Here is a 13,801-nt window from a genome sequence, read left to right on the forward strand (position 1 = left end):
GGAAACTAGCGAAAGCGCGCTCCCGGCACCAGTGCTTACTTGCGCCAGGCGGTGCGGCTCTTGCGCAGGTCGAGCAGCAGAAGCAGGACGATGAACGCGGCCAGGCCGACGAGCCACACGTTCTCGGTGTTGTTCTCGTGGTTGCCCTTGAGCATCAGCAGCAGGATGACCGCGGACACCCAGCCGGCGATGCGGGTGGCCTTCGGGAACGAGCCGTGCCAGCCCCACTCCGCCGACGGCTCGTCGCGCGGGTCGACCTCGGGGCGCTTCTCGACCGCCTTGCCTGCCACGACCACTCCTTCAAACCGCCTGACGTTGTGCCCTCGCATGATCCCACACCGCTGGCCGCCGCACGGACACGACCCGGGCCATAATGCTTGCCGATGACTACTTCGCGAAGCGTCCTCGTGCTGGGTTCCACCGGGTCCATCGGGACTCAGGCGCTCGACGTCGCCGCACGTAACCCGCATTTGTTCACGATCGCCGGCCTCGCCGCCGGCGGTTCCGATCCGGCGGCAATCGCCGAGCAAGCGATCGCCCACGAAGTAGCGGCCATCGCCGTGACGAAGCCCACGGCGGTCGAAGACGTGCAGCTCGCGCTGTACGCCGAGGCCCAGCGCCGGGGGTACGCGAAGGGCGAGTTCCGTCTCCCGCGCATCCTCGCCGGTGCGGACGCGGTGGCCGAGCTGATCGACTCGGTTCGGGTCGACGTCGTGCTCAACGGGCTGCCCGGCTCGCTTGGCCTCGAGCCGACGCTGCGCGCGCTCGCCACCGGCGCGACGCTCGCGCTGGCCAACAAGGAATCCCTGATCGCCGGCGGTCCGCTGGTGCTCGCCGCGGCGAAGCCGGGACAGCTGGTGCCGGTCGACTCCGAACATTCGGCGATGGCGCAAGCACTGCGTTCCGGGGAGGACAACGAGGTCGCGCGGCTGGTGCTGACCGCGTCCGGCGGCCCGTTCCGCGGCAAGAAGCGCGCGGACCTCGGCGAGGTCACCGTCGAACAGGCGATGGCGCACCCGACGTGGTCGATGGGCCGGTTGGTCACCATCAACTCGGCCACGCTGGTGAACAAGGGCCTGGAGCTGATCGAGGCGTCGCTGCTGTTCGGCGTCGAACCCGCGCGGATCGACGTGACGGTGCATCCGCAGTCCATCGTGCACTCCATGGTCACCTTCGCCGACGGCTCCACGATCGCCCAGGCGAGCCCGCCGGACATGCGGCTGCCGATCGCCCTGGCGCTCAACTGGCCGCACCGCGTGCCCGGCGCGGCCGCGGCGTGCTCCTGGGACACGGCGGCGAGCTGGACCTTCGAGCCGGTCGACAACGAGGCGTTCCCGGCGGTCGAGCTGGCTCGCGAAGCCGGGACCGCGGGCGGGTGCCTTCCCGCGGTTTTCAACGCGGCGAACGAGGAATCGGTGGCTGCGTTCCTGGCCGGCAAGGCCACGTTCCTGTCGATTGTGGACACTGTGTCGCGGGTGGTGTCCGACGCGGACGAATGGCGGCGCGAACCCCGTGACGTCGCGGACGTGCTGGCCGCCGAGCAGTGGGCCCGCACCCGGGCCGCCGAGCTGCTGGGATGAGCGCGACCGGTGCGCGCGGCCGCGCCGGTCGATGCAACACTGGTTTCACGCTGGCGGCGGATACTTGAACCCGAAACTTCCCGGGTGGTCTCGCCGCCTGAAGCCGTGGAAGACGACGAAACCTGCCGCCACCGCCTCGCGGGTCGCGGCTGAGGGGTGAGGTGGCTGGCCCGTGCTTGCCTATGTGATCGGCGTGGTGCTTTTCGCGCTCGCGATCTGTTTGTCGGTCGCGTTGCACGAAGCGGGCCACATGGTCACCGCCCGGATGTTCGGGATGCGGGTCCGCCGGTACTTCGTCGGCTTCGGCCCGACGGTGTTCTCCTTCCGGCGCGGCGAGACCGAATACGGCCTCAAGGCGATCCCGCTCGGCGGCTTCTGCGACATCGCGGGCATGACCGCGCTCGACGAGGTCACCGCGGAAGAGGCGCCGCGGGCGATGTGGCGGTTCAAGGCCTGGAAGCGGACCGTCGTGATGTCGGCCGGTTCCATCACGCACTTCCTGCTCGGCTTCATCGTGCTGTTCGTCATGGCCGCGACCATGGGCCTGCCGAACGTGGATCTGAAGCCCATCGCCGCGCAGATCTCCGATTGCGTGCAGAACGCCACCACGGTCGAGCAGGCCAACAACCCGGTCTGCAAACCGGGCGACCCGGCGCCCGCCAAACAGGCCGGGATCCTGCCGGGCGACCAGGTGCTGTCCGTGGCGGGCAAACCCACTCCGACCTGGGACGACATGGTGAACCAGGTGCAGTCGCTCTCCGGTCCGGTCCCGGTGGTCGTGAAACGCGACGGGGTCGAGCGGACGTTCACCGTCGACATTCCGAAGGTGACCCGTCCCACCGGGAACGGCGGCACCCATTCGGTGGGCGCGGTGGGCATCGCCCGCGCCACCTCGATCCACTACAGCGTGCTCGGCGCGTTCGGCGGCGCGACCTCGTTCACCGGCGACATGTTCGCCCGCACGTGGGACGGGCTGATGGCCTTCCCGAAGCGCATCCCGGCGGTCTTCAACTCGATCTTCGGCGCCCAGCGCGACCCGGACACCCCGGTCAGCGTGGTCGGCGCGAGCCGGCTCGGCGGCGAGGCGGTCGAGGCCGGGCTGTGGCAGGTCTTCCTGCTGCTGCTGGCCAGCCTGAACTTCTTCATCGGCGTGTTCAACCTGCTGCCGCTGCTGCCGATGGACGGCGGGCACATCGCCATCGTCTGGTACGAGCGGGTGCGCGACTGGCTGCGCGGCCTGCGCGGCAAACCCGCGGGCGGCCCGGTCGACTACACGAAGCTGTCCGCGATCACGATGGTGCTGGTGGTGATCGGCGGCGGGGTCACGCTGCTCACGGTGACCGCGGACATCGTCAACCCGATCCGCCTGCAGTAACCGCGCGCACCGGCCGGGTCACGTACGCGAGCCCGGTCGCCCGACCGGGGGTAACGCTGCTCACCGCGTCGGCTGACTTCGTTGAACCGCACCCGGGCGAGGTGGGTACGCTGGAAGCGTGACCGTCGCGTTAGGTATGCCCGCTCTGCCCCCGCCCGTTCTCGCCGAGCGCCGCAAGACCCGCCAGCTGATGGTGGGGTCGGTGGGAGTCGGCAGCGACCACCCGATCTCGGTGCAGTCGATGACCACGACGCTGACCGCCGACGTCAACGCCACCCTGCAGCAGATCGCCGAGCTGACCGCGGCCGGCTGCGACATCGTGCGCGTCGCGTGCCCGTCGGCCGACGACGCCGAGGCGCTGCCCGCGATCGCGAAGAAGTCGCAGATCCCGGTGATCGCCGACATCCACTTCCAGCCCAAGTACGTGTTCGCCGCGATCGAGGCGGGCTGCGCCGCGGTCCGGGTGAACCCGGGCAACATCCGCAAGTTCGACGACCAGGTCAAGGAAATCGCGCAGGCCGCGAAGGACCACGGCACGCCGATCCGGATCGGCGTCAACGCCGGGTCGCTCGACAAGCGGCTGCTCGAGAAGCACGGCAAGGCCACCCCGGAAGCGCTCGCCGAATCGGCGATGTGGGAGGCCTCGCTGTTCGCCGAGCACGATTTCCACGACATCAAGATCTCGGTCAAGCACAACGACCCGGTCGTGATGGTGCGCGCCTACGAGCTGCTCGCCGAGCAGTGCGATTACCCGCTGCACCTAGGCGTCACCGAGGCCGGGCCAGCGTTCCAGGGCACCATCAAGTCCGCCGTCGCGTTCGGCGCGCTGCTGCGCCAGGGCATCGGCGACACCATCCGGGTGTCGCTGTCCGCGCCGCCGGTGGAGGAGGTCAAGGTCGGCACGCAGATCCTGCAGTCGCTGAACCTGCGGCCGCGGAAGCTGGAGATCGTGTCGTGCCCGTCCTGCGGACGCGCGCAGGTCGACGTCTACACCCTCGCCGACCAGGTCACCGCCGGGCTGGAGGGGATGGAAATCCCGCTGCGCGTCGCGGTGATGGGCTGCGTCGTGAACGGCCCCGGCGAGGCCCGCGAGGCCGACCTCGGCGTCGCGTCCGGCAACGGCAAGGGCCAGATCTTCGTCAAGGGCGAGGTCATCAAGACCGTGCCCGAGCACGCGATCGTGGAAACCCTGATCGAGGAAGCCATGCGGATCGCCGAGGAATCCGGCGAATCGATCGGCGAGGGCACGCCGAGCGTCACCGTCGGCTGAGTTTCTTTCCGCGGAACGGGCTCCCCGGCTTCGGCCAGGGAGCCTTTTCCTGTTTCAGCGGCGTTCCAGCAGGACGACCGGGACCTGCCTCCCGGAAGCTGCCTCGAATTCGGCGAATTTCGGGACCAGCGCGATCTGTTTCGCCCAGATCCGGGCACGCTCCTCCCCAGCGGTCAGCCGTGCTTCGACCGGGATTTCTTCCGCGCCCGCCTCGACGACGGTCCGCGGATTCGCCATGAGGTTGCGGTGCCACGCGGGGTCGCGCGGGCTGCCGCCGTGCGTGCCGAAGATCGCCCAGCTGTCGCCGACCGGCTGGTAGAACAGCGGACTGATCCGCGCTTTCCCGGTTTTCGCCCCGATGTGGTGCACGAGAATCAGCGGCATTCCTCTTTCCGGAAATCCCGGCATTCGCGGTGGTATCGGACGACCCGCCGCCATTTCCTCCGGACTGCTCCAGGCGGCGTATCCGCCGTTCTCCCGAAGTTCGGCGATGATCCGGACATTCCAGTCGGCGAGGGTGGGCACGGCATCTCCTTCGCTAGGCGGAGCACTTGCTCCGAAAAGTAGCACACTAGGAGGAGCAAGTGCTCCGGTTAAGCGGGTATGCTCGGCGCATGGCCGTGGCTGAACCGCACACCACCCCGCGTCGACGTGCCGTGCGCGCGGACGCGATCCGCAACCGCGAGGCGATCGTCGAAGCCGCCGCGGAGGTGCTGGCGGAGCAGGGAGCCGCAGTCGACGTCCGCGAAATCGCCCGGCGCAGCGGGGTCGGCATGGGGACGCTGTACCGGCATTTCCCGAAGAAGGAAGACCTGGTCCGGACAGTCCTGGACCAGGACTTCTCCCGGTGGGCCGAGGCCGCGCGCCAAGCCGCGATCGACGCGGAAGACCCGTGGGCGGCGCTGACGGACTTCTATCGCCAGGCGTTGTCCGGCTGTGCCCGGCACCGCGCGCTGATGGAGAGCTTCGCGCTGACCTGGACGGACCCCGACGCCGCCGGGATCCCGCGGCTCCGCGCGGTTCTGGAGGAGCTGCGGGTCCGGGCTGCGGAGTTGCTGCGGCCTGGGATTACTGCGGATGATCTGGTGTTGCTGCTGATTTCGCTGGGGTACGCGGCGCAGTGCACGGATGCGGGCGGGCCGCAGATGTGGCAGCGGTTGCTGCGGGTTTCCCTGGACGGGTTGCGGGCGGAGCATCGGGAGCCGTTGCCGGAGGGCTAGTCGTCTCCACTGGAAGCGATCTCGAAGACGCCGCCGCCTTCGCGCGGCTGCCAGGACCATCGCACGCGTCTGACTAGATGCGGTGCCAGTCGCTTGCCGGGGTTTCTCGGTCGACTGCTTCGATAACGTCAGCCGCGCAGGTGATGCTGCGCCGCTTCCCGGATCTGCAGCCGCACGTTTTCCAGCGAAGCCGCCACCTCGTCGATCTGCCGGATCGCGATCTGCACCGAACCCTGGATCGCGGTGGCGGTGCCGGTTTCGCCGAGCAGGCCGAGGACCTGCGCCTGCAGATCTTCCAGTTCGCCCTTGGTGGCGAGGGCGATGCCGGTCGGCACCTGGTCGGCCAGCAGTTCGAGCTGCTGGGCCTGTTCCTGGATCGTCATCGGGCTTCTCCTCGTCGTGGGGACCGCCCTCCCGTGGTAGCAGAATCCGGGCGGGTCCGGGCTAGCCTGGTCGCGTGAGTCACAGCTGGGCCGCCCGTCCGCCGCATCCGGTGCTGCGGGGCCTGGTCACGCGCTACGTCGGGTACGCGCAGGAGAACGTCACCCTCGCGGTGCACCGCGGGTTGCCGTCGCGGCACGTCACGCTCGTGATCAGCCTCGAGGAGCCGATCCGGTACGCCGGGCTGGGCGGGGCCGGAGCGTTGCAGAGCGTGGTCGGCGGCCTGCACACCGAGCCCGCGCTGATCACGCAGGATCGGGTGCAGCGCGGGGTGCAGCTGGAGCTGGATCCGCTGGGCGCGCGGACGCTGCTGGGCGTCACCGCCGCCGAGCTGACCGGCCGGGTGGCCGACCTCGCGGACTTCGGCGGCGACCTCGCCCGGCTTCCGGACCGGCTCGCCGAGGCCGGCGACTGGCGGACCCGGTTCGCGATCCTCGACGAGGTGCTGGCCGCGCGGGCGGTCGAACCCGCTGCGCCGCCGCCCGAGCTGGACCGGGCCTGGCGCGAGTTGCGCCGCAGCGGCGGACTGGTGCGGGTCGGCGAGCTGGCGGACGAGGTCGGCTGGAGCCGGCGGCATCTGGGGGAGCGGTTCCGCGCCGAGCTGGGGCTGGCCCCGAAACAGGCGGCGCGCGTGCTGCGGTTCGAGCGAGCGGTCCGGCTGCTGCGGACCGGACACCGCGATCTGGCCGGGATCGCCCACGCCGCGGGGTATTACGACCAGGCGCACTTCTCCAACGAGTGGCGCGCGCTCGCGGGCTGCTCGCCGCGGACGTGGATGGCCGAGGAGCTCCCGTTTCTCCAAGACGAGACGAAGGACGCCGCCGCAGAATCGGTGGCATGACACCACAACCGACAGTCTGGCCGGCTTTCCGCTACCACGACGCCCACGGCGCGATCCGGTTTCTCGCTGACGTTCTCGGCTTCGAGGAAACCCTTGTGGTCCCTGGGGAAAACGGCGTCGCGCACGCCGAACTCCGGTGGCCGGAGGGCGGTGCCGTGATGCTGGGCAGCAGCGGGGGTCCCGCCGACGGCGTGCACGACGAGATGAAGCCCGGCACCAGCGCGGCGTATGTGGTTTCGGACCGGGTGGACGAGATTTACGCCCGCGTGCGCGAAGCCGGTGCCGAGGTCAGCGTGGAGCTGCACGACACCGACTACGGCTCGCACACGTTCACCGTCCGCGACCCCGAGGGGAACGCTTGGACGGTCGGGAGTTACCGGGGCGCTTAACCCTCGGGGTAGAAGACGAACAGCGTGCAGCCGGTCTCCGTGGCCGGGACGTGCCACGAACCGGCCGGGGCGTGCAGGAACGTGCCGGCCGGGTAGTCGCGGGCGCCGTCGTTGAAGGTGCCGGACACGACGAAGACCTCCTCGGGACCCGGCTCGTGGACGTCGCGTTCCGGCCACGTGCTGCCGGGATCGAACTCGACAACGTTGGCGTGCGCGCCGTTTTCGCCCTTCCACAGCGGGCGGAGGCGGATGCCGGGGAACAGGTCCTTCACCGGGGCTTCGTCGACCGGGACCGAGGTGTAGCCCGGCTGAGCAAGGATTTCGGAGTGCATGGGCCCCAGCCTGGCTCCCCGTGCGCGCGCGGGACAGTGTCAGGAAAGACGTCATAGGGTACTTTCTTGCCATGCATCGCGTGGTCGCTCTCGTCCGGCCGGTGCAGTCGACGTTCGAACTCGGCTGCGGCGCCGAAGTGTTCGGCACGCCCCGCGACGGCGTGCCGCAGTACTACGAATTCGAGGTGTGCACCGAGAAACCCGGCCCGGTGCCTACGACGGCCGGGTACGCGATGCACGTGTCCCACGGGCTTTCCCGGCTCGCCGCAGCCGACACGGTGCTGATTCCCGGCTGGCTGCCGGTCGAGACGCCGCTGTCCCCGAAGGTGCGCCGGGCGTTGCTGAACGCGCACGAGCGAGGCGCGCGGCTGGTCACGATCTGCTCAGGCGTCTTCGCGCTCGCTCAGACCGGGCTGCTGGACGGAAGATCGGCCACGACGCACTGGGCGCGAGTCGAGCAGCTGCGGCGGGATTTCCCGGCAGTGCGTGTGGAACCGGACGTGCTGTACGTGGACCACGGCGACGTCGCCACGAGCGCGGGTGCGGGAGCGGGCATCGACCTGTGCCTGCACCTGGTCCGCCGGGATCACGGCGCGGCGCACGCGGCGCTCGTCTCACGGCACATGGTGATGCCGACGCATCGCGAGGGCGGGCAGGCGCAGTACGCGCCGCCGCAAGCTTCCCCGGACGCGTTGGGCGGTCTGCTCGACTGGGCGGGGGAGCGGCTGGGCACGCCGCTGTCGATCGAGGATTTGGCTGCCTACTTGAGGATTTCCCCGCGGACGCTGGCGCGCCGGTTCGCTGACCAGCTGGGAACGAGCCCGGGTGCGTGGCTGCTGTCGCGGCGGGTGGCGGAAGCGCGGCGGTTGCTGGAGGAGACGGATCTGCCGGTGGACGCGATCGCCGTGCGGGTCGGCCTGGCGTCGGCGGTGAATTTGCGCCGCCGGTTCCGGGAGCGGGTGGGGACGACTCCGGGGGCGTACCGGAGGGCCTTCCGAACAGGGTGATCGGCGCGTACCGGCGGGGAGGTCCGGTACGCGCCGATCACCGGGTCACGCGGTGGTGGTTTGCACCGTCACCGCGGGGCCGACGCCGTTTCCGGTGACGGCGGCGATGGTGAACGTGTACGCGGTGCCGGACTTCAGCCCGTCCACGACGCGCGTCAGGCCCTTCTGTGTGGGCTGGCTGACGATCGTGTCGCGGCCGGTGACCTCGATGGTGCGGCCGTCGGACACGGTGATCCGGTAGCCGATCACCGGCGTGGACCCGCTTTCCTTCGGCGGCGTCCAGTGGATGCTCGCCGCGTCCGTGCTCGGCAGCGCCTTCGCCCCGGTCGGAACCGCGGCGAGCTGGGTGCCCGGCTGCCCGACCGTGACCGGTGCCGACGGCAGCGACGGCAGGCCGACCCCGTACCGGTTCCGCGCGGCGACCGTGACCGTGTACGTCTGGCCATCAGTCAGTTTCGGAATCACCGTGTACCCAGTGCGGGCGAAGTCCTTGGCAGACACCGAACTCGTCACGCTGTGCTTGCCGTCCGAAGCGGTCAGCACGTACTGCTGCACCGGCGCACTGTTTTCCGCGACCGTCGGGTTCCAGGTCGCGTACAGCTGCCCGGACACCGCGAACGTGCCGATCCGCGTCGGAGCCTGCGGAGCGGACGCGCCGTCGATCCGGCGGTTCAGCACCGAACGGTGACCCGGTTCGATTCCCGCGTTGTCCACAATGGACTTGGGTGCGGCGGCCGGGTTGTTCAGCAGGTGGTTGCCGGACGTGCTGACGCCCTTCTTGTCGCCGTCCGGATCCCCCTGCTCCCAGTAGTTGTCGGAGATGACGGTCGGGTCGTTGTTGCCGAGCGAGTCGCGGTAGTCGACGTGCGTGGAGGCGACGTTGGCGTACGCCGCGTGGTAAAGCACGTTGCCGGAAACGGTTTCGTAGGTGCAGCCGTTGTCGGTGTAGACGGATTTGCCGAGGCCCCACTGGTCGTAGATGACGTTCCCGGTGACCTTCTCGCCCTCGGCCTGCGACGGACCGGTGATGCCCTGGGTGTAAACGCCTCCGCCGTCGTCCAGCGAAAGCATGTAGTCGTGGATCAGGTTGTCCGACACCACGTTGTTGCGCGAGACGTTCGGCGTCGCGGGCTGCTTGATCTTGTCCGGCCAGCCGCCCCATCCCATCGAGATGCCGGAGTACGCGACGTGGTCGATCTGGTTGTGCGACACGACATTGTCCTGCGAGTACCCGTTGACGATCGGGACTCCGCCGGTGAATTCGCGCGGCATGCCGTACAGGTGGTTGTTGGTCACCTTGACCCGCGCGGTCAGGTCCGCGCCGGCCGCGGCGGGCTTGCTGACCCCGCCGATTTCCACGCCGTTGCCGGAGATGTCGGTGAACACGCTGTCGGACACGGTGCTGTCCTGCGCGCCTTCGCCGAGGTCCAGCCCGGCCGCGCCGAGGTGGGCGAAGACGGTGTCGCTGAACTCGATCCGGTGCCCGTGCGACATCGAGACGTTGCCGGGTTCCTTCGTCCAGTCCGCGTACGGGCAGGTGCCGCCGGGAGTGAACTGGCACAGGCCCTGCGTGGCCCAGCCGCGTTCGCCGGTGATCCGGTAGCCGGCCTGGATTTCGGAAAAGCCTTCCGGCGACGACGGTTCGAGCCAGGTCGCGTAGGAGAACTGGATGCCGCGGAACGAGATGTCGTGGATCGGTGCTTCGGCGGTGCCGCGGCCGTCCACCAGCTTCTCCAGCGCGGGCAGCTCGACGTCGGCGCGCTGCAGGTTCTCGCCCTGGCGCGGCAGGTAGTAGACGGTGTGCGCGGAGCGGTCGAGGTACCACTCGCCGGGGGTGTCCAGCAGCTCGAACGCGTTCTCCACATAGGACGGTTGGCGTCCGTTGGTGAGGTCGCCGGGGCCGACCATGTTGACCGAGCGGCCGGGGATGTCGGCGAACATCACGCGCCGGGTCGAGTTGTCCCAGCACGGCTGCGCCATGGTGATCGTCGTGCCCCGCGCCGAGGCGATCGGGCAGCGCGGTTCGGTCCACTGGCCGAGCCCGTTGCGCTCGACGTTCCACAGTCCCTCGCCGCTGGTGTACACCAGTTCGAGGTCGCTCGGGTTGCGCCAGTGCGCCATCGTGTCCGCGGAGGCGGTGTATCCGGTGTCGGTCGCCGTCACCGTCACCGGAAGCCGCCCGGAGGCCCGCTGCGCGCGGACGCCGTCGACGTACAGCTGGCGAGTGTTGTCCAGCCCGGCGGGCGCGGGCGCGGAGTAGAGCCCTGGCCGTCCGGCGACCGGACGCCAGCCGGTGACTTGCTTGCCGCCGCTGACCACGGTGCCCGGCGAGCCCTGCCAGACGACCCGGTGTCCGTTCGTGCCGGAATCCGCCGCGTCGAGTTCGAGCGGTTTGTCGAGCCGGTAGGTGCCGGAGGCGACGTGCACGGTCAGATCGGAATTGAGGTGCGCGGCGCGTTGCCGCACCAGCTGCTGCGCCCGGGGGAGCGTGCGCACCGGCGACCAGGCGGCGCCGGAACCGGAATCGTTGCCCCACGGCGAGACGTACACGTCCTGGCTGCCCGGCCACGCCGCGGCCGCGCCGGCGGGAAGCAGCGCGGTCGCGGCCGCCACCGCCGCGGCTAACCCGAGGGAGCGCGCTGGTCTGAGCTTCATCCGGGACCTCCGTGTTCGCCAGTGAACGACGCGAGCCTGCGCCGCAAGAAAGATAGGATCTATCGCCGGTCATGTCGAGGGGTCGCCAGCGAATAATCCGTGCGTTCACGGTGGTGAACAGGGGTGACTCGGTCCGCGGGGCTCGTCCCGGTTAGCGGGCATTGATCCGATGAATCGTTGCTGAACCTGGTCTGGCGCGCGTACAACGAAGCGATCCCCGGGAGAGGTGGTCGCGATGAAGCGAAGTCGGATCGGTGTGCTGGCCGCGGCGGTAGCGGTGCTGTTCGGGTCGCTGGCCGGAACAGCCGCGGCGGACAGTCAGTCGATCGAGTCCTGGACGCCGGTGGCGAGAACGCCGCCGATGGGCTGGAGCAGCTGGAGCTCGCTGCGCCGGAAATTCACCGAGGAGACGCTCAAGGCCCAGGCCGACGTCATGCACGACCGGCTCGCCGCCTACGGCTACCGGTACCTCAACATCGACGCGGGCTGGACCGACCACGTCGACGAGTTCGGCCGGGTCACGCCGGATCCGGCGAAATTCCCCAGCGGCATCGCCTCGCTCGCCCGCTACCTGCATCAGCGCGGGCTGAAATTCGGCATCTATCTGGTGCCCGGCGTCCCGGCGCAAGCGGTCGCGGCGGACTCGCCGATCGAAGGCACGCCGTACCGGGTGCACGACATCGTCATGCCCGGCGCGGGCAACACCGCGGACGACAAATCCGCGAAGCTCGACTTCAGCAAGCCCGGCGCGGCCGCGTACGTCCGCTCGCAGGCGCGGCAGCTGGCGTCGTGGGGCGTCGACTACATCAAAATGGACTTCGTCGGCCCGGGCGGCGGAAAGATCCCCGCGGACAACCGCGAGGACATCCGGCAGTGGCACGCGGCGATCCAGGCCACCGGCCGTCCGATCCACTTGGAACTGTCGAACTCGCTCAGCATCGCCGAAGCCGAGACGTGGCAGCGCTACAGCAACGGTTGGCGGATCGAGGGCGACATCGAGTGCTACTCGCACTGCGTCGGCCTGACGAACTGGGACGTGCGGGTCAAGCTGCGCTTCGCCGACGTTCCCCAGTGGACGCGCTACGCGGGGCCGGGCCACTGGAACGACCTGGACTCCATCGAGGTCGGCAACGGCGACGCGAACGGCATCACCCCGGACGAGCGCCAAAGCGTGCTGACGCTGTGGGCGATCGAAGCGTCGCCGTTGCTGCTCGGCACCGACCTGACGAAACTCGACCCGGACGACCTGAAACTGCTCACCAACCGCGAGGTGCTGGCCGTCGACCAGGCGGGACGGCCCGCGCGTCCGGTTTCGCAGGCGACTCAGCAGCAGGTGTGGTTCAGCCCGGACGGCCACGGCGGGGTGACGGTCGCGCTGTTCAACCTGGGCTCGACGGCGGCCTCGGTCACGGCGTCCTGGCCGGACCTGGGGCTCAGCGGCCCCGCGACGGTGCGGGACCTGTGGACGCATCGGAATCTGGGCGTGCGCCAGGACAGCTTCACCGCGACGCTGGCTCCGCACGCTTCGCGGCTGCTGCACCTGGTTCCGCGGCAGCACTGAGCCGGAAACCGAAACCCGACCTCCGTGAAGGACTCCTTGAGGGAATCAGATTCCCTCAAGGAGTCCTTCACGGAACGCCGCGGAGCCGGCTCCGGAGCGCTGTGGCACGCGCGCACCCGGTCCGGGCACGGTCGGTGGCGAGGCCCGCCGGGGCGCCGCCGTTCGGGTGCGAGGACCGTTCATCTCAGCGTGTCGGCCGGCTCGCGTTCCGTTCACCCGGTTCATCTGGCACTCTGGACCCTGTGTTGCGGCTTGCAGGTGCACGGCTGCTCGACGATCGGGACTATCCGGCGGTGCGCGCTGCACTCGCCGCCGACCCGGTGGGCAGCTGCATGGTCAGCGCCCGGGTCGAGGCGGCCGGTCTCGACCCGTGGCGGCTCGGTGGCGAGCTGTGGGCGGCCGATTCCCGTCCGGTGCGCGCCGGACGGCTCACCGGGCTGTGCTTCGCCGGGCCCAACCTGATCCCGTTGCGCGGCAACGCTTCGGCGCTGCGGTCCTTCGCCGACCGGGCGCTGCGCCGCCAGCGCACCTGCTCCTCGCTCGTCGGTCCCGCGCCGCAGGTGCTCGGGCTCTGGGACGAACTGTCGCCGGAATGGGGACCGGCCCGCGAGGTGCGCGGCGACCAGCCGCTGATGGCGCTCGAAGGCGACCCGCTGGTGCCGGCCGATCCGCAGGTCCGCACCGTCCGCCCGCACGAACTGGACCGCTACCTGCCCGCGGCGGTGGCGATGTTCATCGAGGAGGTCGGCGTCGACCCGCGAGCGGGCGACGGTGGGGCCAGCTACCGCGCCCGAGTGAGCGAGCTGATCTCCACCGGCCGCGCGTTCGCCCGTTTCGAGGACGGCGAGGTCGTGTTCAAGGCCGAGATCGGCGCGATGTCCGCGCGCGTCGGCCAGATCCAGGGCGTGTGGGTGCACCCGGACCGGCGCGGCAGCGGGCTCGGCACCGCGGGCACCGCGGCGGTGGTCAACCGCCTGGTCCACGGCCTCGGCCGGACCGCGAGCCTGTACGTGAACGGGTTCAACGCGCCCGCGCTGGCGGCGTACCGGCGGATCGGATTCCAGCAGGTCGGGCAGTACGCGACGGTGCTGTTCTGAGCTGGCTGCGCCGCGGCCGGGCGAGGTCGTAGG

14 protein-coding genes are annotated in these 13,801 nt (G+C 70.0%); 9 read left to right on the forward strand and 5 right to left on the reverse strand.

The features are described 5' to 3' along the window. Nucleotides 1-35 precede the first annotated feature (35 nt). Nucleotides 36-290 carry a DUF2631 domain-containing protein gene (locus tag L942_RS29230; protein ID WP_037366742.1) on the reverse strand — a complete coding sequence of 85 codons (255 nt, stop codon included), beginning with the start codon at nt 288-290 and terminating at the stop codon, nt 36-38. A 93-nt stretch (nt 291-383) separates the two neighbouring features. Between L942_RS29230 and dxr the strand changes: the two genes are divergently transcribed. The 3 genes from dxr (at nt 384) to ispG (ending at nt 4,225) form a co-directional block, all read left to right on the forward strand. Continuing rightward, nucleotides 384-1,580 (forward strand): 1-deoxy-D-xylulose-5-phosphate reductoisomerase, encoded by a 1,197-nt coding sequence (gene dxr / locus L942_RS29235; RefSeq protein WP_037366744.1) that lies wholly within the window; start codon nt 384-386, stop codon nt 1,578-1,580. Between the two features lie 172 nt (nt 1,581-1,752). Continuing rightward, complete coding sequence (locus L942_RS29240) at nt 1,753-2,955, forward strand: M50 family metallopeptidase (protein ID WP_037366746.1); 1,203 nt, start codon at nt 1,753-1,755, stop codon at nt 2,953-2,955. A gap of 118 nt (nt 2,956-3,073) precedes the next feature. Continuing rightward, nucleotides 3,074-4,225 (forward strand): flavodoxin-dependent (E)-4-hydroxy-3-methylbut-2-enyl-diphosphate synthase, encoded by a 1,152-nt coding sequence (gene ispG / locus L942_RS29245; RefSeq protein ID WP_037366755.1) that lies wholly within the window; start codon nt 3,074-3,076, stop codon nt 4,223-4,225. A 54-nt stretch (nt 4,226-4,279) separates the two neighbouring features. Here the strand turns inward: ispG and L942_RS29250 are convergent, their stop codons facing one another. Beyond that, complete coding sequence (locus L942_RS29250; RefSeq protein WP_037366756.1) at nt 4,280-4,750, reverse strand: nitroreductase/quinone reductase family protein; 471 nt, start codon at nt 4,748-4,750, stop codon at nt 4,280-4,282. 89 nt (nt 4,751-4,839) lie between these two features. On the opposite strand from L942_RS29250, the gene L942_RS29255 reads away from it, so the two are divergent. Then, complete coding sequence (locus L942_RS29255; protein WP_037366757.1) at nt 4,840-5,445, forward strand: TetR/AcrR family transcriptional regulator; 606 nt, start codon at nt 4,840-4,842, stop codon at nt 5,443-5,445. 128 nt (nt 5,446-5,573) lie between these two features. Here the strand turns inward: L942_RS29255 and L942_RS29260 are convergent, their stop codons facing one another. Continuing rightward, on the reverse strand, nt 5,574-5,828 hold the full coding sequence (locus tag L942_RS29260) for a hypothetical protein (protein ID WP_037366758.1): 255 nt from the start codon (nt 5,826-5,828) through the stop codon (nt 5,574-5,576). 74 nt (nt 5,829-5,902) lie between these two features. On the opposite strand from L942_RS29260, the gene L942_RS29265 reads away from it, so the two are divergent. Both L942_RS29265 and L942_RS29270 read left to right on the forward strand, forming a co-directional pair. Further along, nucleotides 5,903-6,727, forward strand: coding sequence for a helix-turn-helix domain-containing protein (locus L942_RS29265; protein ID WP_037366761.1), 825 nt, complete (start codon nt 5,903-5,905; stop codon nt 6,725-6,727). Continuing rightward, nucleotides 6,724-7,116, forward strand: coding sequence for a VOC family protein (locus L942_RS29270; RefSeq protein WP_037366764.1), 393 nt, complete (start codon nt 6,724-6,726; stop codon nt 7,114-7,116). Before L942_RS29265 ends, L942_RS29270 begins: the two co-directional genes overlap by 4 nt. Here the strand turns inward: L942_RS29270 and L942_RS29275 are convergent. Further along, a complete protein-coding gene (locus tag L942_RS29275; protein ID WP_037366766.1) occupies nt 7,113-7,448 on the reverse strand; it encodes a cupin domain-containing protein in 336 nt (111 codons plus the stop codon). The two genes, L942_RS29270 and L942_RS29275, sit on opposite strands and share 4 nt — an antisense overlap. A gap of 71 nt (nt 7,449-7,519) precedes the next feature. Here L942_RS29275 and L942_RS29280 point away from each other — a divergent pair, with 71 nt between their 5' ends. Continuing rightward, nucleotides 7,520-8,455 (forward strand): GlxA family transcriptional regulator, encoded by a 936-nt coding sequence (locus L942_RS29280; RefSeq protein ID WP_037366768.1) that lies wholly within the window; start codon nt 7,520-7,522, stop codon nt 8,453-8,455. Nucleotides 8,456-8,500: 45 nt separating this feature from the next. Here L942_RS29280 and L942_RS29285 read toward each other — a convergent pair whose 3' ends face one another. After that, a complete protein-coding gene (locus L942_RS29285; RefSeq protein ID WP_037366770.1) occupies nt 8,501-11,110 on the reverse strand; it encodes a fibronectin type III domain-containing protein in 2,610 nt (869 codons plus the stop codon). A 235-nt stretch (nt 11,111-11,345) separates the two neighbouring features. Here L942_RS29285 and L942_RS29290 point away from each other — a divergent pair, with 235 nt between their 5' ends. Together L942_RS29290 and L942_RS29295 are read left to right on the forward strand one after the other, a co-directional pair. Then, a complete protein-coding gene (locus tag L942_RS29290; RefSeq protein ID WP_235079465.1) occupies nt 11,346-12,671 on the forward strand; it encodes a glycoside hydrolase family 27 protein in 1,326 nt (441 codons plus the stop codon). A gap of 242 nt (nt 12,672-12,913) precedes the next feature. Beyond that, complete coding sequence (locus tag L942_RS29295) at nt 12,914-13,768, forward strand: GNAT family N-acetyltransferase (RefSeq protein ID WP_037366776.1); 855 nt, start codon at nt 12,914-12,916, stop codon at nt 13,766-13,768. Nucleotides 13,769-13,801: the final 33 nt, after the last annotated feature.

Source organism: Amycolatopsis orientalis DSM 43388 (assembly GCF_000411975.1).
GTDB lineage: Bacteria > Actinomycetota > Actinomycetes > Mycobacteriales > Pseudonocardiaceae > Amycolatopsis > Amycolatopsis orientalis_D.